General features: G+C 68.8%; 24 protein-coding genes. All 24 read right to left on the bottom strand.

Annotated features, from left to right (window positions below; all coding sequences use genetic code 11):
- Window positions 1–26: 26 nt before the first annotated feature.
- Entirely contained in the window at window positions 27–1,124 is a 1,098-nt protein-coding gene (locus tag LBN7_RS17645; protein ID WP_407360389.1) for a hypothetical protein, read from the bottom strand.
- Window positions 1,099–1,704 carry an RNA polymerase sigma factor gene (locus LBN7_RS17640; RefSeq protein ID WP_407360388.1) on the bottom strand — a complete coding sequence of 202 codons (606 nt, stop codon included), beginning with the start codon at window positions 1,702–1,704 and terminating at the stop codon, window positions 1,099–1,101. The genes LBN7_RS17645 and LBN7_RS17640 overlap by 26 nt, the downstream gene beginning before the upstream one ends.
- Before the next feature lie 41 nt (window positions 1,705–1,745).
- Window positions 1,746–2,858 (bottom strand): hypothetical protein, encoded by a 1,113-nt coding sequence (locus tag LBN7_RS17635; RefSeq protein ID WP_407360387.1) that lies wholly within the window; start codon window positions 2,856–2,858, stop codon window positions 1,746–1,748.
- Window positions 2,855–3,463 (bottom strand): RNA polymerase sigma factor, encoded by a 609-nt coding sequence (locus LBN7_RS17630; protein WP_407360386.1) that lies wholly within the window; start codon window positions 3,461–3,463, stop codon window positions 2,855–2,857. The genes LBN7_RS17635 and LBN7_RS17630 overlap by 4 nt, the downstream gene beginning before the upstream one ends.
- Before the next feature lie 31 nt (window positions 3,464–3,494).
- Window positions 3,495–4,094, bottom strand: a complete 600-nt coding sequence (locus tag LBN7_RS17625; RefSeq protein WP_407360385.1) for a GNAT family N-acetyltransferase — start codon at window positions 4,092–4,094, stop codon at window positions 3,495–3,497.
- Window positions 4,095–4,163: 69 nt separating this feature from the next.
- Window positions 4,164–5,084, bottom strand: a complete 921-nt coding sequence (locus LBN7_RS17620) for an RluA family pseudouridine synthase (protein ID WP_407360384.1) — start codon at window positions 5,082–5,084, stop codon at window positions 4,164–4,166.
- A 2-nt stretch (window positions 5,085–5,086) separates the two neighbouring features.
- A complete protein-coding gene (gene lspA / locus LBN7_RS17615) occupies window positions 5,087–5,719 on the bottom strand; it encodes a signal peptidase II (RefSeq protein WP_407361732.1) in 633 nt (210 codons plus the stop codon).
- A 51-nt stretch (window positions 5,720–5,770) separates the two neighbouring features.
- A complete protein-coding gene (locus tag LBN7_RS17610; RefSeq protein ID WP_116636823.1) occupies window positions 5,771–6,376 on the bottom strand; it encodes a DivIVA domain-containing protein in 606 nt (201 codons plus the stop codon).
- A gap of 156 nt (window positions 6,377–6,532) precedes the next feature.
- Complete coding sequence (locus LBN7_RS17605) at window positions 6,533–6,829, bottom strand: YggT family protein (protein ID WP_116636822.1); 297 nt, start codon at window positions 6,827–6,829, stop codon at window positions 6,533–6,535.
- Between the two features lie 3 nt (window positions 6,830–6,832).
- Complete coding sequence (locus tag LBN7_RS17600; protein WP_282216781.1) at window positions 6,833–7,318, bottom strand: cell division protein SepF; 486 nt, start codon at window positions 7,316–7,318, stop codon at window positions 6,833–6,835.
- 42 nt (window positions 7,319–7,360) lie between these two features.
- Window positions 7,361–8,071 (bottom strand): YggS family pyridoxal phosphate-dependent enzyme, encoded by a 711-nt coding sequence (locus tag LBN7_RS17595; protein WP_407360383.1) that lies wholly within the window; start codon window positions 8,069–8,071, stop codon window positions 7,361–7,363.
- Entirely contained in the window at window positions 8,068–9,213 is a 1,146-nt protein-coding gene (gene ftsZ, locus LBN7_RS17590; RefSeq protein ID WP_116636819.1) for a cell division protein FtsZ, read from the bottom strand. Before ftsZ ends, LBN7_RS17595 begins: the two co-directional genes overlap by 4 nt.
- Window positions 9,214–9,396: 183 nt before the next feature.
- Entirely contained in the window at window positions 9,397–10,317 is a 921-nt protein-coding gene (locus LBN7_RS17585) for an FtsQ-type POTRA domain-containing protein (RefSeq protein WP_341945166.1), read from the bottom strand.
- A 2-nt stretch (window positions 10,318–10,319) separates the two neighbouring features.
- Window positions 10,320–11,720, bottom strand: coding sequence for a UDP-N-acetylmuramate--L-alanine ligase (gene murC, locus LBN7_RS17580; protein ID WP_116636817.1), 1,401 nt, complete (start codon window positions 11,718–11,720; stop codon window positions 10,320–10,322).
- A 40-nt stretch (window positions 11,721–11,760) separates the two neighbouring features.
- Window positions 11,761–12,837 (bottom strand): UDP-N-acetylglucosamine--N-acetylmuramyl-(pentapeptide) pyrophosphoryl-undecaprenol N-acetylglucosamine transferase, encoded by a 1,077-nt coding sequence (locus LBN7_RS17575; RefSeq protein WP_407360382.1) that lies wholly within the window; start codon window positions 12,835–12,837, stop codon window positions 11,761–11,763.
- Complete coding sequence (gene ftsW, locus LBN7_RS17570; RefSeq protein ID WP_116636815.1) at window positions 12,834–14,039, bottom strand: putative lipid II flippase FtsW; 1,206 nt, start codon at window positions 14,037–14,039, stop codon at window positions 12,834–12,836. The genes LBN7_RS17575 and ftsW overlap by 4 nt, the downstream gene beginning before the upstream one ends.
- Window positions 14,008–15,543: a UDP-N-acetylmuramoyl-L-alanine--D-glutamate ligase gene (gene murD / locus LBN7_RS17565; protein WP_341945163.1), complete on the bottom strand. Its 1,536-nt coding sequence runs from the start codon at window positions 15,541–15,543 to the stop codon at window positions 14,008–14,010. The genes ftsW and murD overlap by 32 nt, the downstream gene beginning before the upstream one ends.
- Window positions 15,533–16,639 carry a phospho-N-acetylmuramoyl-pentapeptide-transferase gene (gene mraY / locus LBN7_RS17560; RefSeq protein ID WP_116636813.1) on the bottom strand — a complete coding sequence of 369 codons (1,107 nt, stop codon included), beginning with the start codon at window positions 16,637–16,639 and terminating at the stop codon, window positions 15,533–15,535. Before mraY ends, murD begins: the two co-directional genes overlap by 11 nt.
- Complete coding sequence (gene murF, locus LBN7_RS17555) at window positions 16,636–18,048, bottom strand: UDP-N-acetylmuramoyl-tripeptide--D-alanyl-D-alanine ligase (RefSeq protein ID WP_407360381.1); 1,413 nt, start codon at window positions 18,046–18,048, stop codon at window positions 16,636–16,638. The genes mraY and murF overlap by 4 nt, the downstream gene beginning before the upstream one ends.
- A gap of 27 nt (window positions 18,049–18,075) precedes the next feature.
- The gene (locus LBN7_RS17550; protein WP_116636811.1) at window positions 18,076–19,842 is read right to left on the bottom strand and encodes a penicillin-binding protein 2; all 1,767 of its coding nucleotides are present in this window, start codon (window positions 19,840–19,842) and stop codon (window positions 18,076–18,078) included.
- A gap of 37 nt (window positions 19,843–19,879) precedes the next feature.
- Window positions 19,880–20,440 (bottom strand): hypothetical protein, encoded by a 561-nt coding sequence (locus tag LBN7_RS17545; RefSeq protein WP_116636810.1) that lies wholly within the window; start codon window positions 20,438–20,440, stop codon window positions 19,880–19,882.
- On the bottom strand, window positions 20,437–21,375 hold the full coding sequence (rsmH, locus tag LBN7_RS17540) for a 16S rRNA (cytosine(1402)-N(4))-methyltransferase RsmH (protein ID WP_116636809.1): 939 nt from the start codon (window positions 21,373–21,375) through the stop codon (window positions 20,437–20,439). The genes LBN7_RS17545 and rsmH overlap by 4 nt, the downstream gene beginning before the upstream one ends.
- Before the next feature lie 102 nt (window positions 21,376–21,477).
- Window positions 21,478–21,909, bottom strand: a complete 432-nt coding sequence (gene mraZ, locus LBN7_RS17535) for a division/cell wall cluster transcriptional repressor MraZ (protein WP_028501511.1) — start codon at window positions 21,907–21,909, stop codon at window positions 21,478–21,480.
- A 267-nt stretch (window positions 21,910–22,176) separates the two neighbouring features.
- Entirely contained in the window at window positions 22,177–22,551 is a 375-nt protein-coding gene (locus LBN7_RS17530; protein ID WP_116636808.1) for a DUF3040 domain-containing protein, read from the bottom strand.
- Window positions 22,552–22,618: the final 67 nt, after the last annotated feature.

The following is a 22,618-nucleotide window of genomic DNA, read 5'->3' as shown; positions in this document are numbered from 1 at the left end:
GCCGGGGTTCCTCGGCCCCCTCCGGACTACGGGACGGAGTTGACGATGGAGACCGTGTAGGTGGCCCGGATGTCCGGGATGTTCGCCGGTACCATGTCCCCCGCTGCCCCGTCGGTGCGGTCGTACCGCAGCGTGTACTCGGTCGCCCATCCCGTCGCGGGGTCGATCGTGAGCGTTTCGGTGCGGGCATCGAAGAGGGCTCGGTGCACCTGGTATCTCGTCTTCCCGTCCGCCGTCGTCTCTTTCTGTGCGAGCCCACTGAGTTCGAGGGCCCCGATGAAGGCCGCTCGCACGTCCGCGGGGGCGATGTTGGACTGGATCGTGAAGATGAGATTCTCGATCAGGGCGTCGTCGACGGCTTCCGGCGACTCGGCGTAGGTCGCAGCCTGAGCGCGGAGGTAGTCGAGCAGCGCTTGGGGGTCGCGCGGATAGGGCGCGTACCAGGCGGTCGAACCGGTCTGCACGTCGCCGTCGCCCGGCTGGCCGCCGGTGTTCCAGCTCCCGATGACCTCGGGGTTCACCGGAACCTGGTTGTCCCAGGCGAGCTCGCCCGCCGGACCTTGATCCTCCGGGAAGAACTGCACCCGTTCGGAGCTCGGCCCCCACTCGAAATACCAGTCGCCCGATCGATCGGCAGGGACGTAGGTCTGACTGTACTCACGGACCAACAGGCCGGAGATCGGCGGGAAATCGCCGTGCGCCGGCCAGACGAACACGCGCCCGTCCCGGTAGAGCAGGCGCTCCGATGTGATCCCCACGTGAAGATACTGCCCGGCCTGCGGGGTCGTGCCGGGGTACGGTTCCGTGATCGTCGTGCCGGAGGTCGGCTCCGGTTTCGGAACGGTCTGGCCGGGCTCACGAGGTCCCGCCGTGGGCGCGGGAATAGCCTCCACGTGTGGAGAGGGTGCCGTGAGTTGGCTGACCACGACGACGCCCGCCGTCACCGCGGCCGCTCCGGCCACCGCGCCGGCGATCAGGAACATCGGCCTCTTCAGGAGGCGCTTGCGCTCCGCACTGCGGCTGTCGTCGATCCCCTGGAGAAGCCGTATGCGGGCACCGATGATCCGATCCTCCGTCAGGCCGGTTCCTGCATTCACGTCACGCACGCGCTCGAAAACGTCCATCGACCGCTCCTTCCTTGTCATTCATTGCTCGTTCTCGGGTGATCGCCCTGGCCGGATCCAACCGCGTCCGAACGCGGTTCATCCGGGACCGGACGGTCCCGACGGGGACGCCCAGGGCGACGGCGACCTCTTCATAGGTCAGGTCTCCCCAGGCGTAGAGCAGGAGGGTCTCCCGATCCTTCTTCGACAGGGCCGCGATGCGCGGCGCGAGCTCGCGGGTGGAGATCTCGGCATCGAGACGCGCGATCGTGGTCTCGAGGTCTCCGTGGGAGATGTGCTCTTCCCGCTGCGCCGATTCCACGCTCGATCGGAAGTGCTTGGCCTCTCGAGCCCGATGCTTCCTGATCAGTCGCGAAGCTATCCCGTACAACCAGGGAAGCGCCGAGTCCCAGGATGTGTCGAACGACTTCCGTCGTGCGAACGCGACCAGGAACGTCTCACTGAGGATGTCCTCGCCCGCATCGGCCCCGAGACGGCGGGCGGCGTAGCCGCCCACCGTCCTGGCGTGCCGATCGAACAGTTCGGCGAAGGCTCGGGGCTGCCCGAGCGACCGCTGAATGATCTCGCTGTCTGTGCTCACACTATGTATTGCCCCGGAGAGCGCAGACGGTTCGAAATTCATCACGGCAGCGCGTCGACGACGCTCACGGTGTAGGTGTACCGCTCGTCCGGGAGGTCCGCGGGGACCAAGGGCGACGCGACATCGAGCGTCACCGTCTTCTCGAGGACGAGCCCCGACGAGATGTCGATGGTCACTGTCCGACGTCGGATGCCGTCAGCACCGGACAGCGCCTGCTCAGCAGCGGAGAAGCTCAGCGTGACGATGTTCCCCTGGGTCTCGACGATCTCCGAGCCGCTGAGCATGCTCAGCGCACCGTACATCGCCGATCGGACGTCGGGTGACCCGACGTTCTTCGCGAGCAGGTCCACCAGCACCCAACCGACCTTGTAGTCCTGGTCCCCCGTCACGGGACCCTGATTCTGCCTGATCCACGCGATCAGCTGGGCCGGATCGCGAGGCATGTCCTGCCAGAAGGAGTGCATCGAGAAACCGCTCGAGGTCTCCCAGGGCGGAATCCCGCCGGCGAACGTGTTCAGCCCACTCGGCCCGCCGATCTCCTGCACATGTTGTTCCGCGAGCGCGGCGGCATCGGGACCGAACTCCTGCAGGATCTCGATCTGGCCCCCCACGGAGTACCAGTCGGACGATGTGTCCGCGGGGACGTAGTTGTCCCAGGAGACGGCATCCATCCAGGCGTTCGCCGCGGTCGATCGATCAGTCCGGAATTCTCCCACCCCGGTGTCCGGGTGCTGGTAGACCATCTGCTCGGAGTCGGTGTGCACCCTCAGATACTGCCCCGGTGCGACCGTCAATCCGGTGAACGTGCTCGCGGATGCTCCTGCCGCGCTGAACGCGCCGGCGGCCGTCAACGGCTCCACCGTCGGCTCCGGTGTGGGCTCCACCGACGGCTTCGGCACGATGGTCGGAATGGCCTCGACCCCTCCGGTCGTCGGCGTCGTGAGGTTGCCGACCACGAGAACACCGGCGGTCACCGCCGCGGCGGCGCCCACCAGGCCGGCCGTGATGATCCACGGGCGTCGTGCCGCGCGCGACCGCGCAGGCCGCTGTTCGGCGTGGATCTCGCTCAGGAGTCGCACCCGCGCCGCGGAGATGTTCTCCTCGGCCCCGTCGATCTCCGGTCGGGTCTCCTGCACCTTCTCGAAAACGTTCATCGGATGCTCCCTGTTGCTCGGTCTGTCTGCGTCTCTGTCTGTGTCTCTGTCTGTCGCCTCGCATGCGCCCTGCGAACGGGGTCCAGGCGCTTCCGCACGCGGTTCAACCGCGAACGGACGGTCCCGACCGGGACGCCGAGCGCTGTCGCCACCTCGTCGTAGGACAACCCCTGCCATGCGTAGAGCAGGAGCGTCTCCCGATCCCTCGACGCGAGCGCGGCGATACGTGCTCTGAGCCCTGCGACCTCGCGCTCCGCGTCGATCCGCGTCATCGCGTCGTCGACACCTCCCTCGGAGGAATGCTCCTCACCCGAGACGGCCGCCGCGAACGAACGCCAGTGCTTGGCCTCCACTGCGCGGTGTCGGCGGATGAGGCGGGAGGCGATGCCGAGCAGCCAGGGCACGGCCGACTCGACGTCACGATCGAAGTCCGCGCGACGTCGGAACGCCACGAGGAACGTCTCGCTCAGGACGTCCTCCGCCGCATGCCGGCCGATCCGGTACGTCGCGAAGGCGTTGACCACGCGCGCATGTCGATCGAACAGCTGGGCGAAGGCTGATGGTTGGTCCAGAGACCGTTGGATGATCTCGCTGTCTGTGCTCACGCTGTGTATTGTCCGTGCGCCCCGGATGGGTTCACGTTTTCTTCGACGACTTCTTCGATGCCGTCAGATCGAGGCGCATGAGCACGCGCGGGAAGCCGTCGAGGACCGAGTCCGTGTCGGCCGCCTTCGTGAATCCGGCGTCTTCGAACAGGCTCCTCGTGCCGACGTACGCCATCGTGAGGTTCACCTTCTCGCCGCGGTTGTCGACGGGATATCCCTCGATCGCAGGGGCCCCGCGCTTCTTCGCGTAGGCGACGGCGCCCTCGATCAGCGCGTGCGAGATGCCCTGTCTGCGGTGCCCAGGCCGAACCCGGAAGCACCACAGCGACCACACGTCGAGGTCGTCGACGTGCGGGATGAGCCGATTGCGCGCGAAGCTCGTCTCACTCCGCGGATGCAGGGCCGCCCAGCCGACCGGCTCGTCGTCGCGGTAGGCGATCACGCCCGGCGGCGGATCCTGATGGCACAGCTCCCGCACCCGGTCGGCGCGCGCATTTCCTTTCAGCGCGACGTTCTCCTTGCTGCCGATGCGATAGCTCAGACAGAAGCAGACGTTCGACGTCGGCTTCTTCGGCCCCACCAGCGTCGCGACGTCGTCGAACACGGTCGCCGGACGCACCTCGATGCTCATGCGCCCAGTGTGGCGCACCCCGGCGACATCGCACGCTTCGACGGGCTCAGCGGCCCAGATCGGCGCGGACTACTCTCCGCGGAGCACATCGAGCGCGTGCTGGAAGTCCGCGGGATACGGCGACGCGAACTGCACCCACTCCCCCGTCGCCGGGTGGGTGAAGGCCAGCTGGTGCGCGTGCAGCCACTGCCGCGTCAGGCCGAGCCTGGCGGACAGCGTCGGGTCGGCGCCGTAGAGCGGGTCGCCGACGCACGGATGCCGGTGCGCCGCCATGTGCACGCGGATCTGATGGGTGCGCCCGGTCTCCAGATGGATCTCGAGGAGCGAGGCCCCCGGGAACGCCTCCAGGGTCTCGTAGTGCGTCACGGAGGGCTTCCCGTCCGGGACGACGGCGAACTTCCACGAGTGGTTCGGATGGCGACCGATCGGAGCGTCGATCGTGCCGGCGAGCGGATCCGGATGCCCCTGCACGACGGCGTGGTAGATCTTCTCGACCGTGCGCTCCTTGAACGCGTGCTTGAGAGCCGTGTACGCGGCCTCGGTCTTGGCGACCACCATCAGGCCGCTGGTTCCCACGTCGAGACGGTGCACGACCCCCTGACGCTCGGCCGCACCGCTGGTCGCGATGCGGGATCCCGCCGCGGCGAGGGCGCCGATGACCGTGGGCCCCTCCCACCCGACCGACGGGTGAGCTGCGACGCCCGAGGGCTTGTCGACCACGACGATGTCGTCATCGTCGTAGACGATGCCCAACTCGGGGACGGCGATCGGGATGATCCGCGGCGCCTCCTTGGGCTGCCACTCGACCTCGAGCCAGGCGCCGCCTCGCAGACGATCCGACTTGTCCAGGACGACGCCGTCGAGCTGCACTCCCCCCGCGGACGCCACATCGGCGGCGAAGGTGCGGGAGAAGCCGAGCATGCGCGCGAGCGCCGCGTCGACGCGCTCGCCGTCCATGCCGTCGGGGACGGGAAGGGACCGCGACTCCACGGTCAGCGACCGTCCGACGGCGACGAATCCTCGGCGGACGCGACCTCGCCGGCGACCGATGCGGAATCCGCGTCGGCGACGGCATCCGCGTCGTCGAGCATCTCCTGGTCCTCGGCGGCGACAGCGGCGGCCTCGGCCTCCTCTTCTGTCTCGACCGGCGCGTGGTCCCGTTCCCGGGTGCCGTCGAAACGCAGACCGAGCACGACGAGCAGCGCGACCGAGATCATCCCGGTCACGATGAAGATGTCCGCGACGTTGAAGATCGCGGGCATCATCCACGGCATCGAGATCATGTCGACCACGTGACCGTTGCCGAATCCCGGCTCGCGGAAGAGACGGTCGGTGAGGTTGCCGAGCACGCCGCCGAGCAGCGCGCCGAGGACGACTGCCCACCAACGGGAGCGGACGTCGAACGCCTTCCAGATGATGACCACGGCGACCACGCTCAGAGCGATGGTGAAGATCCAGGTCACTCCGCTGCCGAGCGAGAAGGCCGCGCCCGAATTGCGGATGTAGTACAGCTGAAGGAACTCCCCGAGCACGGGCACGACCTCATGGAGAGGGAGGTGCTCGATGGTGAGGTACTTCACAAACTGATCGGCGGCCAGTACGACCGCTGCGAGAATCGCAACGATCGCACCGGCCGCCGACCGACGAAGGGGACGACGTCCTGACAAGAGGGCGCCTTACAGGCCGATCGCGGAGACCGGCGTGGAGTCCGTGGAGGCCGACTTCTCGTCGAGGTCGCGGAGCTGACCCTCGATGTAGCCTCGCAGCTGCGACCGGTAGTCGCGCTCGAAGTTGCGGAGCTCGGTGATCCGGGCCTCGAGCGTGTTGCGCTCGCGCTCCAGACGTGCGGCCTCTTCGCGCTGCTTGGCCTCGGCCTCGCTGCGGATGCGGCCGACCTCGGCCTCGGCGTCGGCGATCAGCTGGTTGCGCTTCGCCTCACCCTCGGCGACGTGCTCGTCGTGCAGGCGCTGGGCCAGCTCGATGATGCCGGCCGTCGCGGTGGCGGAACCCGACGGAGCAGGCTCGGCCGGGACCTCGGCGACGGGAGCGGCAGGCGCCTCGGCGACCACGGGGGCGGCAGCGGCGGGCTCAGCGGCCGCGGGGGCTGCGCCCGACTCGTAGGCGGCCAGCTTGGCCTTCAGCTCGACGTTCTCCTCGAGAGCCTTGCGCCACTCGATGACGATCTCGTCGAGGAAGTCGTCCACCTCGTCCGGGTCGAAGCCGTCCTTGAAGCGGACGTGCTGGAACTGCTTGGTGACGACGTCATCCGGGGTAAGTGCCATGATGGCTCCTCTTTCGATGAGTTCGGTTGCCAGTAACGATTATGGCGCGGTCTTTATGTGGCGCGAACCCGGGGCGCGCACCTGGGTGCCAGCATAGTCCCCGAGCCTCGGCGTCGCGATGTCACGACACCCAGGGCGCGAGAACTCGCCGGTCGGTCAGATGAACAATCCCACGATGTTCATGAGCACCAGGACGATGAGCATCGTCAGTGCGAACCCGAAGTCCAGCGACAGCGAGCCGATCCGCAACGGGGGGATGATCCGCCGGAAGAACCGGATGGGCGGATCGGTCACCGTGTAGGCAGCCTCTGCGACGACGAGCCCGAATCCCTTCGGACGCCACTCCCGATTGAACATCGGGATGTAGTCCAGGATCAGCCTCGCGAAGAGCACGAAGATGTAGAGCAGCAGCACCAGATGGACGATCCTGGCGACGACGGAGACCAGCTCCACGGGCTACGACTGGTCGAAGCCCGCGGACTCGGCGTCCGCGTGCGCGATTCCCCCTTGGCCCGAGACCGCGATGTTCTCCGGCGAGAGCAGGAAGACCTTCGAGGTCACGCGCTCGATGCGGCCGTAGAGCCCGAGCGAGAGGCCGCTGGCGAAATCGATCAGACGACGCGCGTCGGCGTCGCTCATCTGCGAGAGGTTGATGATGACCGGGACGCCCTCACGGAAGCTCTCCGCGATCAGCTGAGCGTCGCGGTACTGCTTCGGGTGCACCGTGAGGATCTCGTTCACCGTGCCGGCAGCAGGCTGACGGACGGCGACCGGGCGGCGCAGCGGCGTGACGGGAGCCGGAGCCGACTCCTCGCGGTCACGATCGCGGTCGCGGTCACGTTCGCGGTGGGCGCGGGCCGGAGCCTGCGTCTCCTCCTCGTAGACCTCTTCCTCGTCGGCGAGGCCGAGATACACCATGGTCTTCTTCAGCGGGTTACCCATCGTGTCCTCCGGTTCGAACGTTTGGGGTGGTCTGTTCACAGGTTAACCCCGGTCGGGGCGGGGTCCGGTGATTGCGGAGCCGATCCGCAGGTGTGTCGCGCCCGCGTCGATCGCTTCGACGAAGTCACCCGTCATTCCGGCGGAGATCCAGATGGCCGAGGGCTCGACCTCGCGGATCGCGTCGGCGATGCCGCGAAGACGGGCGAACGCCGAGGCAGGCTCCTCGTCGAGGGGCGCCACCGCCATCACCCCGCGCAGACGCAGGGACGGCAGAGTCAGCACGTGCTCAGCCAGCGCGCGGGCCTCGGCCGGGGCGACACCGCCTCGCCCCGCGTCGTCCGTCAGATTGACCTGCACGAGGACGTCGAGCACATCGTCGTCTTCCGCGGCGCGGTGCAGCGCATCGGCGAGTCGACCGCGGTCGACCGAGTGCACGACATCCGCGCTCCGTCGGATCGCCGCCGCCTTGTTCGTCTGCCCCTGGCCGATGAAGTGCCAGCGAACATCCAGTGCCGAGAGCTCGGCCTGCTTGGCTGAGAGCTCCTGCTGCCGGTTCTCACCGACCTCGCGCACGCCCAGCGCCTGCAGATCCGTCACCAGCGATGCGGGGTGGAACTTCGTGACGACGATCCGAGTGATCTCCGCGGGATCGCGGTCGGCCCGGCGCGCGGCGTCGGCGATGCGCTCGTCGATCGCCGACAGCCGCGCGGCCAGGTCCGACTGCTGACTGTCCTCGGCCGTCACTCCTGTCACTTCAGGAATTCGGGGATGTCGATGTCGTCATCCGCGAACGCCGGCTCGATGCTCGTGGCCGGCACACGCTGCTGCACGGGAGCAGGCTCAGCGGTCTCGGCCTTCGCCGGCTCCTCGGTCTCGGTGAGCGCGACCTCGGGCAGCGTCGTGGTGGCGGGACGGGACACGACCATCGGGTCGAGCCGCAGCGACGGCTCTCCTCCGTCGAACCCGGCGGCGATCACCGTCACGCGCACCTCGTCGCCGAGCGTGTCGTCGATGACCGTACCGAAGATGATGTTGGCCTCGGGGTGCGCGGCCTCCTTGACGAGGTCCGCGGCGTCATGGATCTCGAAGATACCCAGGTTCGATCCACCCTGGATCGAGAGGAGCACGCCGTGCGCACCCTCGATGCTCGCCTCGAGCAGCGGCGACTCGACCGCCAGCTCGGCGGCCTTGATCGCCCGGTCGGCGCCGCGCGCGGATCCGATGCCCATGAGGGCGGATCCCGCACCCTGCATGACCGACTTCACGTCGGCGAAGTCGAGGTTGATGAGTCCGGGGGTCGTGATCAGGTCGGTGATCCCCTGCACACCGGCGAGGAGCACCTGGTCGGCGGTCGCGAAGGCCTCGATCATCGAGATGCCGCGGTCGCTGATCTCGAGAAGACGGTCGTTCGGCACCACGATGAGGGTGTCGACCTCTTCCTTGAGCTTCGCGACGCCGGCCTCGGCCTGGCTCTGCCGGCGGCGGCCCTCGAAGGAGAACGGCTTGGTGACGACACCGATCGTGAGGGCGCCGATCGACTTCGCGATGCGCGCGACGACGGGAGCGCCACCGGTTCCGGTGCCACCGCCCTCGCCGGCGGTGACGAAGACCATGTCGGCCCCGGTCAGCGCCTGCTCGATCTCCTCGGCGTGGTCCTCGGCGGCACGACGACCCACCTCGGGGTCTGCTCCGGCACCGAGTCCGCGGGTGAGCTCGCGGCCCACGTCGAGCTTGACGTCGGCGTCGCTCATCAGCAGCGCCTGGGCGTCGGTGTTCACGGCGATGAACTCGACTCCGCGAAGGCCGAGGTCGATCATGCGGTTCACGGCGTTGACGCCGCCACCGCCGACGCCGACGACCTTGATCACGGCGAGGTAGTTCTGGTTCTGGCTCATGGCCGGCCTCCGATTAGTCGAGCCTTGCGTTCGTTGTCGAGAGAGTGCGGGGCTGAACCTTAAACCTCAACTAGAGGTGTAAAGTATTTCCCGGTATTGCGTTCCCTGAGATCGAAGGTAAGCGCCGCGTGCCCGCGGAAGCGCAGCGACACGGGCGTGTCGCGCCATTCCCGTCGAAAGCCGTCAGCCGACGACCGCGACCTTCGGCGAAGTGACGTCGATCGACGTCGCGCCGGGGTTCGCGTTCAGCGCGGCGGAGAGCGTGAGCGCCTTCAGCCCGGACTCCTCCGCGCTCCCCCACACGACCGTCAGGCCGGTGCTGAGGGTCAGCGTCACGTCGTCGGCCGTCGAGGCGCTCACGCCGGTGAGCGCGCCCCTGATGCCTGCCGGAAGCGATCGGACGACCAGCCCGGCGCTCTCGAACGCCGTCGAGTCGACACCGCCCTCGACCTCGATGATCGGCTGCCCCGCGGGCTGATCGGACGTGGTGGCGAGTGCGACGCCGGCGGCATCCACGAGCGTGTATCCCGCATCCGAGCGGATGACGCCCACCGGTGTGCGCTCCACGATGCGCACGGTCAGATCATGCGGCGGCTTCGCCTCGAGTGCGTAGGTCTCGATGAGCGGGAACGCGAGCAGCGCCGCCTTCACCTCGCTCGTGTCGACCAGCGCCAGCGGGGTGCCGATCTGGTCGGCGAGGGCCGCCTCGATCACCGCGGGGTCGAGCGTCGTGGCCCCGGCCACCGTGATCTTCTCGACGGCGAAGAGCGGACTGTACGCCGCGGCGACGCTCCCCCCGATCAGCAGGAGGACGGCGCCGATGCTGCTGAGCCAGATGATCCTCCGCCGGCGAGAGCGCTGGGTGAACCGGCGGATCTCCGCGCGGAGCGCCTTGCGCCGCGCCCGCGCGGCACGCCACACGTCCCCGGTAGAGGTCGGCTGCGGCGCCTCGTCGGCGGGCGCCGCCGGCTGTCCCGACTCGATGTCGACGACGGCTGCCGCCTCGGCACGCTCACGGCGGCGCGGGCGGGTCTCCGCTTCCGACGCGGCATCCTTCTGCCCCTTGCCCTCCGGGGCGGTCGGAAGCGGTGCGGGCCGGCGCATGGCTACGCCTCGTCGGTCCGGCGGAGCGACTCCAGCACCTGCGGGATGATCTGGTAGACGTTCCCGCACCCGAGCGTGATGACGAAATCCCCGTCCCGAGCGACGGTGGCCGTGTAGTCCGCGGCCTGCTGCCAGTCGGCGACGTAGTGCACGTGCCCCTGGTCGCGGAACGCGTCGCTGACCAGCGCACCGGTGACCCCGGGAACAGGATCCTCACGGGCTCCGTAGACGTCGAGCATCACCGTGTGGTCCGCGAACTCCTCGAGGACGTCGGCGAACTCCTGGTACATGTGCTGCGTGCGCGAATAGGTGTGCGGCTGCTGGATCGCGATGATCCGGCCGGAGCCCGAGATGCTCCGCATGGCCTCGAGCGCCGCGCGGACCTCGGTGGGATGGTGCGAGTAGTCGTCGTACACGGTGACCCCGCGCTCGACGCCGTGCTGCTCGAGTCGGCGCACGGTGCCGGCGAAGCCCTCGACGGCGCGCACCGCGTCGGCCAGCGGGTGGCCCAGCGCACGCAGCACCGCGACGGCTCCTGCCGCGTTGATCGCGTTGTGCACGCCGGGGACGGCGAGCTGCATGCGCGCGCTCTCCCCCTCGTGCGTCAGCGTCGCGGCGACGGGACCTGCGGCGACGATGTCGGTGACGCGGAGATCGGCTCCCTCGGCCTGGCCGAAGGTGATGACGTTGTCGTGCGAGAGCCCCGCGCTGACGCGCAGCGCCCCGGGGTCGTCGCTCGAGATCACGACCGCCTCGGAGGCGGCATCCGCGAATCGCACGAACGCGTCGTGGAATGCTTCGTCCGAGCCGTAGTGGTCCAGGTGGTCGGGATCGACGTTGGTGATCAGCGCGACCGCCGTGTCGTACAGCAGGAAGGTGCCGTCCGACTCGTCGGCCTCGATCACGAACAGGTCGCCCGTGCCGGTCGCGCTCGATGCGCCGAGCTGCTCGATCACGCCGCCGTTCACGAAGTGCGGGTCGGCGCCGAGCTCGCGCAGAGCCGTGACGATCATGCCGGTCGACGTGGTCTTGCCGTGGGCTCCTGCGACCGAGACGAGGCGGCGGGATCCGATCAGCCAGTGCAGCGCCTGGGAGCGGTGGATGACGTGCAGCCCGCGCTCCTTGGCCGTGACGAACTCGGGGTTCTCGGGCCAGATCGCACCGGTGTGCACGACGGTGTCGGCGTCGCCGAGGTACGCCGCGTCGTGGCCGACGTGCACGGTGGCGCCGGCAGCCGCGAGGGCGCGCAGGTTGTCGCTGTCGGCGCGGTCGGTGCCGGAGACGCGGATGCCGGCGTCGAGGAACATCCTCGCGAGGCCGCTCATGCCGGAGCCGCCGATGCCGATGAAGTGCGCGGAGGTGATCGTCTCGGGGATCGGGAGGGAGAGGTCGGGTCTGATCATGTCGTGTTCAGTCTACTTTTCCTCGGTCGTCTCGACCGTCTCAGGCGGCGCCGAGCGCACGATCGACCAGGGCGATCACGTTCTCGGTCCCGTTGCGGGTGCCGACCTTCTCCGCGGCCGCGGCCATCCGGCCGATGCGCTCGCGGTCGCCGAGCAGCGGGACGACGATGCGGCGTACCGCGTCGCCGTCGAAGGTCGCGTCATCGAGCAACTGCGCGGCGCCGGCGGCCACGGCCGATGCGGCATTGAGGCGCTGCTCGCCGTTGCCGACCGAGTAGGGCACGTACAGCGCGGGGATGCCGAGGGCACTCACCTCGCTCACGGTCGCCGATCCGGACCGCGACACGATCAGGTCGGCGAGGGCGAAGGCGAGGTCCATGCGATCGACGTAGCGCCGCAGGGCGTAGCCGGGCACCTCAGGATCGACCATCTCGCTGCGCTCACCGGTGACGTGGAGCAGCTGCCATCCGGCCGCGAGCACGTCGCCCCAGGAGTCGGCCATCGCCTCGTTCAGTCGCTGGGCGCCGAGGGAGCCTCCGAAGACGAGGAGGACGGGACGTTCGGCATCGAGTCCGAAGTGCGCCGCAGCCTCGTCGCGCGTCGCCGTGCGGTCGAGGGCGATGACCTCGCGACGCAGCGGCATCCCGACGACCTCGCTGCCGCGGAGCGGAGTCCCGGCGAAGGCCACGCCGACGCCGGCCGCTCGACGGGCCCCGAGGACGTTCGCGAGTCCCGGCTTCGCGTTGGCCTCGTGCACGACGAAGGGCACGCCCTCCCTCCGCGCGGCGACGTAGGCGGGGGCCGACGCGTACCCGCCGAAGCCGACGACGACATCGATCCCGTGCGTGCGGATGTGGGAGCGCACCTGGGCGATCGCGCGGCGGAACCGGGAGGGGAACGCCGCCGCCTGACGGTTCGGTCGACGCGGGAAGGGGACCTTGTCGACGATGAGCAGCTCGTAGCCGCGCTCAGGGACGAGCCGTGACTCCAGACCCTCGGATGTTCCGAGGACGAGGACCGATGCGTCGGCGTCCCGCTCCCGCAGCGCATCGGCGACGGCGAGCAGGGGGTTCACATGGCCGGCGGTGCCACCGCCGGCGAGGAGGTACGAAGTCACCTCGTGACCCTACCCGCTGCGGCTGAGGGCTTCTCCTCCGCGGGGAGGGTGCGCGCGAACGCGAGCAGCACGCCGCACGCGATCAGCACCGCGAGCAGGGCCGTGCCGCCCTGCGACATGAACGGGAGCGGCACTCCCATGACCGGGAAGACGCCGATGACGACGCCGATGTTCAGCACGGCCTGTCCGACGATCCACACCGTGATGCCGCCCGCGGCGACGCGGATGAACGGATCGTCGGTCTTGCGGATGATGTGGAACGCTCCGACCGTGAAGAACGTGAAGAGGGCCAGCACCACGATGCATCCGATGAGGCCCAGCTCCTCCCCGACGATCGCGAAGATGAAGTCGTTGCCGGCCGCGGGAAGCCAGCCGTACTTCTCCTGCGAGTTGCCGAGCCCGAGCCCGAAGATGCCGCCGGACGCCATTCCCCAGATTCCGTGGATGGACTGGTAGCAGTCGGTGTAGTACAGCGACATGTCGTCGCACGTGGCCGTGATGCGACGCATCCGGTCCTCGCTGGAGAGGGCGTACGCCAGCACGGCGACCACGCCGAGGACCACCGGGATGATGAACAGCCGGAGCTTCACCCCGGAGAAGAACAGGCAGCCGAGCAGGATGAGCACGAGCACCATCGCGGTCCCGAGGTCCTTGCCGGCGAGGACGGTGCCGATCGCGAGAGCGCCGACCGGGATGACCGGGATGAACACGTGGTGCCAGGTGCCGAGCATCGTGCGCTTGCGCAGCAGCACGGCGGCGATCCACAGCGCGAGAGCGAGCTTGAGGAACTCCGAGGGCTGGAGCGTGAAGCCGGCGATCATGATCCAGTTCCGGTTTCCGCCGTCGGCGATGCCGAGGGGCGTGAACACGAGCATCTGGAGGGCGACGGCGCCGAAGAGCGCGGGCCAGGCCATCTTCTTCAGGAACGCGATCGGCAGGCGGCTGATCAGGAACATCAACGGGATGCCGAGCAGGGCGAACACGCCCTGGCGCAGCGCGCCGTCCATCGGGTTCGCACCGTCCGCGACCGCGGTCGCACTGGTCGCGGACAGCACCATCACCAGTCCGAAGAGGGTCAGCAGCAGCGCGGTCGAGGCGATGAGCAGGAACTCGGTCGACACCGGTGTGAACCGGCGCCCGAGGGAGACCCGGGCCGCGAGTCCGCCGGACTCAGAACGCGGAGGGCGGGATACCTGCGTCATCGGCGCTCCCCCGGTCGATCCAGTCCCGCACCGCCTCGGCGAAGCGGTGGCCACGGTCCGCGTAGCTGGAGAACTGGTCGAAGGACGCCGCCGCCGGGGCCAGCAGAACCGTGCCCTCGTCGCCGACGATCCCCGCCGCGATCTCCACGACACGGTTCATGACCTGACCAGTCTCGCGAGCATCGACCTCGAACACCGGGACCACGGGCGCGTGTCGTCGGAATGCCGCGACGACGTCGGTGCGCTCGACCCCGATCACGACCGCCGCGCGAGCCGTGGAACCCACGTCCGCGACGAGTTCGGCGATGTCGACGCCCTTCAGATCTCCGCCGACGATCCAGACCGCACCGGGGTACGCCCGCAGGGAGGATGCCGCCGCATGCGGGTTCGTGGCCTTCGAGTCGTCGACCCACACCACGCCCCTGTGCCGGGCGATGACCTGGATCCGATGCGCGTCGAGCTGGAAGCGCTGCAGGGCCGCGTGGATCGCCTCGGGCTCCGTTCCCAGGGACCGCGCGAGGGCACTCGCGGCGAGGATGTTCTGCACGATGTGCGGGGCGGCGAGGCCCGCGCTGTCGAGGGCGGCGATCGTCGTCAGCTCGAGCGCGCTGCGGGCACGGTCGTCGAGGAACGCACGATCGACGATCAGTCCCTCCACCACGCCCAGGTCGCTCGGACCGGGGATGCCGAGGTCGAAGCCGATCGCACGGGCGCCCTCGACCACCTCCGCCTCCTCGACCATGCGGCGGGTGGCGGCATCCGCCTTGTTGTAGACGCAGGCCACGCGGGTGTTGCGGTAGACGACGGCCTTCGCATCCCGGTACGCCGCCGCGCTCCCGTGCCAGACGAGATGGTCGTCGGCGAGGTTGAGGCAGACCGCGGCGTAGGGATACAGCTCGCCCTCGGGCTGCGACTGGCCGAGGTACCAGAGCTGGTGGCTGGACAGCTCGACGACCAGCACGTCGAAGCCACCGGGGTCGCGCACGGCGTCGAGCACGGGGACGCCGATGTTGCCGCACGGCGCGGCACGGAGTCCTCCCTCGACGAGCAGCGACGCGGTGAGCTGCGTCGTCGTCGTCTTGCCGTTCGTCCCGGTGATCAGCACCCAGTCGGCCGGAGTGCCGTCGTCGCGGAGGACCTTGTCGCGCACCCGCCATGCGAGCTCCACGTCGCCCCAGATCGCGATGCCGGCATCCTGGGCCCACCGGATCACCGGGTGCGACGGCGCGAACCCCGGCGAGGCGATCACGACGTCAGGGCGGAAGTCGACGAGCGCGGCCGGCACCTGGGCGAGGGAACCCAGTTCGAGTTCCGCGCCGATCACAGGGAGCAGCCGCTCGTACTCCTCCTCGGCGGACTCGCTGAGCACGAGGACCTCGGCACCGAGCTCGGCGAGCGTGTCCGCCACCGAGAACCCGGTCATGGACAGGCCGAGGACCGCCGCACGGAGCCCGGTCCACTCGGCGTTCCAGCTCGTGAGGGCGCTGAGCCGATCAGCCGACACGCGTCAGCCATTCGACGTAGAACAGGCCGACAGCAGACACGGCGAGCAGACCCGCGATGATCCACATGCGCACGACGATCGTGATCTCCGACCAGCCGCGCATCTCGAGGTGGTGATGGAAGGGGCTCATCAGGAACAGCCGCTTGCCGCGCGTGATCTTGAAGTAGGTCCGCTGCAGGATGACGGAGCCGGAGGCGAGGACGAACACGCCGGCGATCACGAGGAGCAGGAGCTCCGTGCGGGTCAGGATCGCCATCGCCGTGATCACGCCGCCGATCGCCATCGACCCGACGTCGCCCATGAAGACCTTGGCCTTCGGGGCGTTCCACCACAGGAAGCCGATCAGTCCGGCAGCGAACGACGCGGAGATGATCGCGAGGTTGAACGGATCGCGCACCTCGTAGCACCCGCCCAGGGCGTCGGGGTCCCCGCCGATGCAGGGCTGCTTGAACTGCCAGAATGCGATCAGGCTGTAGGCGCCGACCACGATCACGCCCGCACCCGCGGCCAGACCGTCGAGGCCGTCCGTCAGGTTGACGCTGTTCGACGTCGCGACGCCGATGATCGAGATCCAGGCGAGGTACAGGATCCAGCCGAGGATGACCCCGAAGGCGAAGAGATCCAGCCACGTGAAGTCGCGGAACAGCGAGATCGCTCCGCTGGCCGGCGTCTGCCCGAACCGGTTCGGGAAGTTCAGGGCCACGATGCCGAACGGGATGATGACCAGCAGCTGGCCGATGATCTTGCGCCATCCGGACAGGCCGAGGCTGCGCTGACTGCGCACCTTCATGTAGTCGTCGATGAAGCCGACGACGCCGAAGCCGACCATGAGCCAGATCACCAGGAGCGCGGAGAGCGCCGGGACCTCTCCGCTGACGAAGACACCGGTGAAGTATCCGACGATCGAGCCGGCGATGAAGATGACGCCGCCCATCGTCGGGGTACCGCGCTTCGCCTCGTGGCTCGGGTTCTCGGCCTCTTCGGGGGTGCGGATGACCTGCCCCCACCCCCACTTCCGGAAGAGCCGGAGGAACACGGGAGTCAGGAACAGGGTGAAGGCGAGCGAGATCGCCGCCGCCATGATGAGAGACCTCACGAGAACAATTCTCCCAGACGATCGCCGAGATGCCGGAGGCCCACGGAATTGGATGACTTCACGAGCACGCGGTCTCCGTCACGGAGTTCGGTGCGCAGATATTCGAACGCCGCGTCCTGGTCGGGCAGATGCACGGCCTCGCTGTTCCAGGAGCCCTCGCCGACGGCGGCGAGATAGAGCCTCCTGGCCTCGGGTCCGACGACGACGATCCGCTGGATGTTCAGCCGGACGGCGAGGAGCCCGATCCGATCGTGCTCCTCCCCCGCGCTCTCGCCGAGTTCGCTCATGGCGCCGAGCACCGCGACGGTGCGTTCGTCGGGTCCGGTGATCTGCGCGAGAGTGCGCAGCGCGGCGGACATCGAGTCGGGGCTGGCGTTGTAGGCGTCGTTGATGATGCGCACGCTGTCCCCGCCCAGGGGCTGCATCCGCCAGCGCTCCGCGATCTCCACCGTCTCGAGGCGCGCGACGGCGTCGGCGAGGGGGACGCCGAGCACGCCCGCCGCGGCGATCGCGGCCAGCGCGTTCGTGATGTGGTGCGCTCCGAGGACCTGCAGGCGCAGCGGCATCCGCTCGCCGGCCGACTCGATCTCGCACGAGGTGCCGGATGCCGTCACCTGGATGTCGTGCGCACGCACGTCGGCCGCCGCGCCCTGTCCGAAGCCGACCACGCGCATGCCGCGCGATCGCGCGAGCTCCTGCATGGCCGCGACGCGGGAATCGTCGACGTTCAGCACGGCGGTGCCGGAGGCCCTGGCCGCAGCCACCAGTTCGGACTTCGCCTTCGCGGTCGCCTCGATGCCGCCGAATCCGCCGGCGTGCGCCATGCCCACCATCAGGACGACGGCGATGTCGGGCTCGACCAGCCCTGCGAGGTGGGCGATGCTGCCCGGGGCGGCGGCTCCGAACTCGCTCACCAGAAAACGGGTGCCGTGCGTCACGCGCAGCATCGTCACGGGGGCGCCGACCTCGTTGTTGAACGACTTGACGGGCGCGACGGTCTCGCCCTCGTCCTCGAGGATGCGCGCGAGGAAGTTCTTGGTCGTCGTCTTGCCGTTGGAGCCGGTGATGCCCACGATGCGGAGATCGCCGCCGGCGCGCACGCGGGCGACCACCTCCCTCGCGAGGTCGCCGAGTGCGGCGACGGCGTCGGGGACCACGATCTGGGACACCGGAGCGTCGACCACGTGCTCGACGATCGCCAGCGCGGCTCCGGCCGCCACGGCGGCCCCTACGAACCGATGGCCGTCGGTCTCGGCGCCGGGCTTGGCCACGAAGATCGAGCCGGGTTCCATCGTGCGCGAGTCGGTGTCGACGATGCCGTCGACGACCGTCTCCGCCGTGTCGTCTCCGGCGACGCGCAGATCACCGCCGACAGCGGCAGCGATCTCAGCGAGCGTCAGGGCGATCATGTCATCTCCAGGCGCGGCTCTCGCCGTCTATCCGAATTTGGGAAGCAGCTCGTCCATGGGAACAGTGGACGGCATCACGCGATAGGTCTTCATCACCTGGGTCATCGCCTTCTGGAAGGCGGATGCGGTGGCCGCGGACGATACAACCTTAGTCGGCTCGTCGAGGGTCACCACGACGACGTACTGCGGGTCATCGACGGGCGCGAACCCCACCATGCTGGTGTAGTACACGCCCTCCTTGTAGCCGCCGCTGCCGTCGGAGACCTGCGCCGTACCGGTCTTGCTGGTCACCCGGTAGCCGGGAACCTGGATCCGATCGGCGTTGCCGCCCTGCACGGCGACGTTCTCGAGCATCTGCGTCAGCTGCGCCGCCGTCTGCTCGGTCACGACCTGCTCATGCCCCGGTGCGTCGGGCGTGACGACGCTGCCGTCCACCGCGGTGCACGACTCGATCAGCGAGAGGTCGATCTTCTCGCCGCCGTTTGCGATCGCCTGGTAGGCCCCGGCGAGCTGCGGTGCGGTGACGGAGAAGTACTGGCCGAAGGTGGTCGTGTACAGCGACTGGTTGTCCCACTCGCTGACCGGGTGCAGCAGACCGGCGACCTCGGAGGGGAATCCGAGCGTCTTCTCGCCGACGCCGAAGCGCTGCAGGTAGTCGTAGCGCACCTCGGGGCTGACCGTGGTGCCGAACTTCGACAGCGCCACGTTCGAGGAGTCGATGAGGGCACCTGCGAGCGTGTAGTTGAACTCCGGGTGAGTGAACGAGTCGTTGATCACGGCGCCGTTGGGGAACGTCTCGCGTGACGAGGCGGGCGCCGTGCTGAACGGGGTGAGACCCGCTCCCTCGATCGCGGCCGCCGCGGTGATGGCCTTGAACGTGGAGCCGGGCTCGAAGTCCTTGTGGAAGATCTGGCTGTACCGGGTCTCCGGGGTCGAGGAGTCCAGATCGTTGGGGTCCATCGCCGGCCATTCGGCCGCGGCGCGGATCTTGCCGGTCTTCACCTCGACGACGGTCACCGTGCCGCCCTTGGCGCCCTGGTCCTGCGCCTCCTCGGCGATCATCTGCTGCAGGTACCAGTTGAGGTCGCTGTTGATGGTCAGCTGCACGGTCCCGCCGTTCACCGCATCCACGGTGCGCTCGCTGCCCGGGATGACGATGCCGTCCTTGCCGGTGCGGTACGACTCCTCGCCGTCGACGGGCGCGAGGCAGCTCTCCTCCATCTCCTCGATCCCGGCCTGTGCGGTGCCGGTGTTGTCGAGGAAGCCGAGGATGTTCCCCGCCACGGCCCCGTTCGGGTAGACCCTGGTCTCCCTGGCCTCGAAGTGCAGGTACTTGAGCTTCAGGTCGCGGAGCTCGATGTACTGCTCGGTCGTCAGGGACTTCTTGAGCGGTGCGTACTGGCTCTCGGCGTCGACGGCGAGGGCGTCGGAGACGATCGTCCGGACCTCGTCGCCGGTCTGCCCCGTCACCGCGGCGATCTTCTCGGATGCCTCGGCCCACGGCAGCTCCGGATCGTCGTCCTCGAGGAGCATGATCACCTGGGGGCTGAGCTGAGCGTCGTAGACCAGAACGCTGGAGGCCAGCACCGTTCCCCCCGCGTCGACGATCGAGCCGCGCTGGCCCGGGATCGTCGAGCCGGCGCCGATGTGCGTGAGCGAGTCGGCGACGTGCTCGTCGGCGCTCACGACCTGGATGTCGACGAGGCGCACGACGAAGGTCGCCAGCACCGTCAGGATGACGGCGAGGGCGACGACCGTGCGTCGCCGCGGTCCGCGCGTGGCTCTGGTCGTCATGCGATCTCTCCGTCGGATCAGGGGCGGTCGGGGGAAGTCAATGCGTGGTGGGGCTCGGGAGCCCGTCGGTGATCGCGGGAGGGAGCTCCTGCGTCGTCTGATCGGCTGTCGTGTCCTCCGTGACCGGGGTGTCGACGGGAGGCGAGGTGACCAGCACGTTGCCGACGGCGCCGGCACCCTGCGGGTCGACGGTCGAGTTCCAATCGGCGCCGGTTCCCGTGCCGAAGACGGCGCCGTCGCTCAGACGGAGATACGACGGCGATCCGGCGACCACCATCCCCAGACCGGCGGCACCGCTCGCGAGCACCTGCGGGGAGCTCAGACCGGTCAGCTCCTCCTGCAGAGCATGGGTCCGCAGATTCAGCTCGTTCTGCTGCGAGGAGAGTGCGGCCAGCGAGAAGGAGTCCTGCGTGATCGCCAGGGACAGAGCGATCTGCGCGGCGCCGATGGCCAGAGCGCCGCCGAGGGCGATCAGCGCGTAGGCGAGCTTGGGCTTGCGGCGGGTGGCCGGACGGGTGACGGGCTGCAGGCGCCGCTGCGGTGCGCGTGTCGGCTCGATCGGCAGCGCCGGCTGGCGGACCGTGGCATTCAGGCTCATGCGCTCTCCCGCAGCTTCTCGGCGGCGCGGAGCCGCACCGGGATCGCGCGCGGATTGCGCGCGCGCTCGTCGTCGTCGGCGAGTTCTGCGCCCTTGGTGAGGATGCGGAACCGCGGGGCGTGCTCGGGGAGCTCCACCGGGAGCCCGGCGGGTGCGGTCGAGGCGGATGCTGCCGCGAACGCCTGCTTCACGAGGCGGTCCTCCAGGGACTGGTAGGACATCACCACGATGCGGCCGCCGACGCTCAGCGCGTCCATGGCGGACGGGATCGCGTCGGCGAGCACGTTCAGCTCGGTGTTGACCTCGATCCGCAGCGCCTGGAAGACGCGCTTCGCCGGGTGTCCGGCGCGCTGAGCGGCCGCCGGGGTCGCGGCGATGAGGATCTCGACGAGCTCCGCCGAACGCGTGATCGGCTGCTTCTGCCGCGCCTCGATGATGAAGCGCGCGTAACGACCGGCGAGCTTCTCCTCGCCGTAGCGCTCGAAGATGCGGCGGAGGTTGCCCTCGCTGTACGTCGCGATGACATCGGCGGCGGTGATGCCGCTGGTCTGGTCCATCCGCATGTCGAGCGGCGCATCCTTGGAGTAGGCGAAGCCGCGCTCGGCCTCGTCGAGCTGGAGCGAGGAGACGCCGAGGTCGAAGAGGATGCCGGCGGCGCCCTGAGCGTGGAGCCCGATCTCGTCGTACACCGTGTGCACGAGGGTCACGCGATCGCGGAAGCGGGCCAGCCGCTCCCCCGCGATGCGGAGCGCATCCGTGTCGCGATCGAGTCCGACGAGCCGGATGCGGGGGAAGCGCTCGAGCAGGGCCTCGGAATGCCCGCCCATCCCGAGCGTGGCGTCGACGAGGACGGCTCCGTCGGCCTGGAGGGCGGGAGCCAGCAGCTCGACGCAGCGGTCGAGGAGCACGGGGGTGTGTATGTCGCGGAGGTTCATGATCTTTCTCGGGGTGACCTTCGGCTCTGATCCCCCTCCGCTTCGCGACCCGGCACCGGGGAAGTGTGTCGGGGCGGGAGCGGCGGGGCATCACAGCCGTGGTCAGAAGAGTCCCGGAATCACCTCCTGCTCGAGATCGGAGTAGGTCTCCTCACCGGCGGCGAGGTAGGCGTTCCAGCTCTCGGCATCCCAGATCTCGGCGTGGGCGCCGACTCCGGTGACGATGAGTTCCTTCTGCAGGCCTGCGTACTGGCGCAGGTGGACGGGGATGGTGATGCGGTTCTGACTGTCGGGCATCTCCGCACTCGCACCGGAGAGGAACAGACGCATGAAGTCACGCGCCTGCTTGTTGGCGAGCGGCGCCTGACGGATCCGCTCGTGCATCGCCTCGAACTCGGCCGTGCTGAAGACGTAGAGGCAGCGTTCCTGGCCACGCGTGACGACGATGCCGCCGCCGAGATCTTCGCGGAACTTCGCAGGAAGGATGACCCGTCCCTTGTCGTCCAGCTTCGGAGAATGCGTTCCCAGCAACATCGGCCATCACCCCCTCTGCGTCCGGCCAACTCGAGGTGCGCCCCACTTTACTCCACTTTCCTCCACAAACCTACGGCGAATACGCCGATTCGCCGGTTCGATACGACCGGGGTCGCCCTAGAACCGCGGAATTACGCGGTGAAGGGAGGTGGAGGGCAGGTGGAGGGCCAGTGGAAGGCAGGCCTGCCTCTGACACCCCGCGGGCGGCCCCGGACGCAGAAAAGCCCGGATGCTCAGCATCCGGGCTTTCGAGAGAGGGAGGAGAGGTCAGCGTCCGTCTTGGCGGCGATCCCAACGATCGTTCATGCGATCCATGAAGGAGGCCGAACTCGGCTGCTTCGAGGCCGATCGCTCGCGAGGGGCGGCCGGGGTCGTCCGGCGCACGGGCGTCACGGCGATCATGACTCCGGCCAGCATCGCTGCGAAGCCGATGACACCGACGACGATGCCCCAGACGTCACCGATGATGACTCCGGCGACGAGGCCGCCGACGCCTGCCAGCAGCAGAAGGGCGCCGTACACGAGGTTGCGATAGCTCAGTGTGCGATCGCCTGATGGCGCGCTCACGACGTCGGCGTCGTTGTGAAGGAGATGGCGTTCCATCTCATCGAGCAGACGCTGCTCCTGTTCGGAGAGTGGCATTTCGTCCCCCTCGGGTATCGTGCCTTCCATTCTACGCGCGAGGAGGCGTCCGAGGCTAGCCGATCGC

This window comes from Microbacterium sp. LBN7 (assembly GCF_045690345.1).
Classification (GTDB): Bacteria; Actinomycetota; Actinomycetes; order Actinomycetales; family Microbacteriaceae; genus Microbacterium.
The sequence above is the reverse complement of the archived record's forward strand: the minus strand, read 5'-3'. Positions and strand labels throughout refer to the sequence as shown.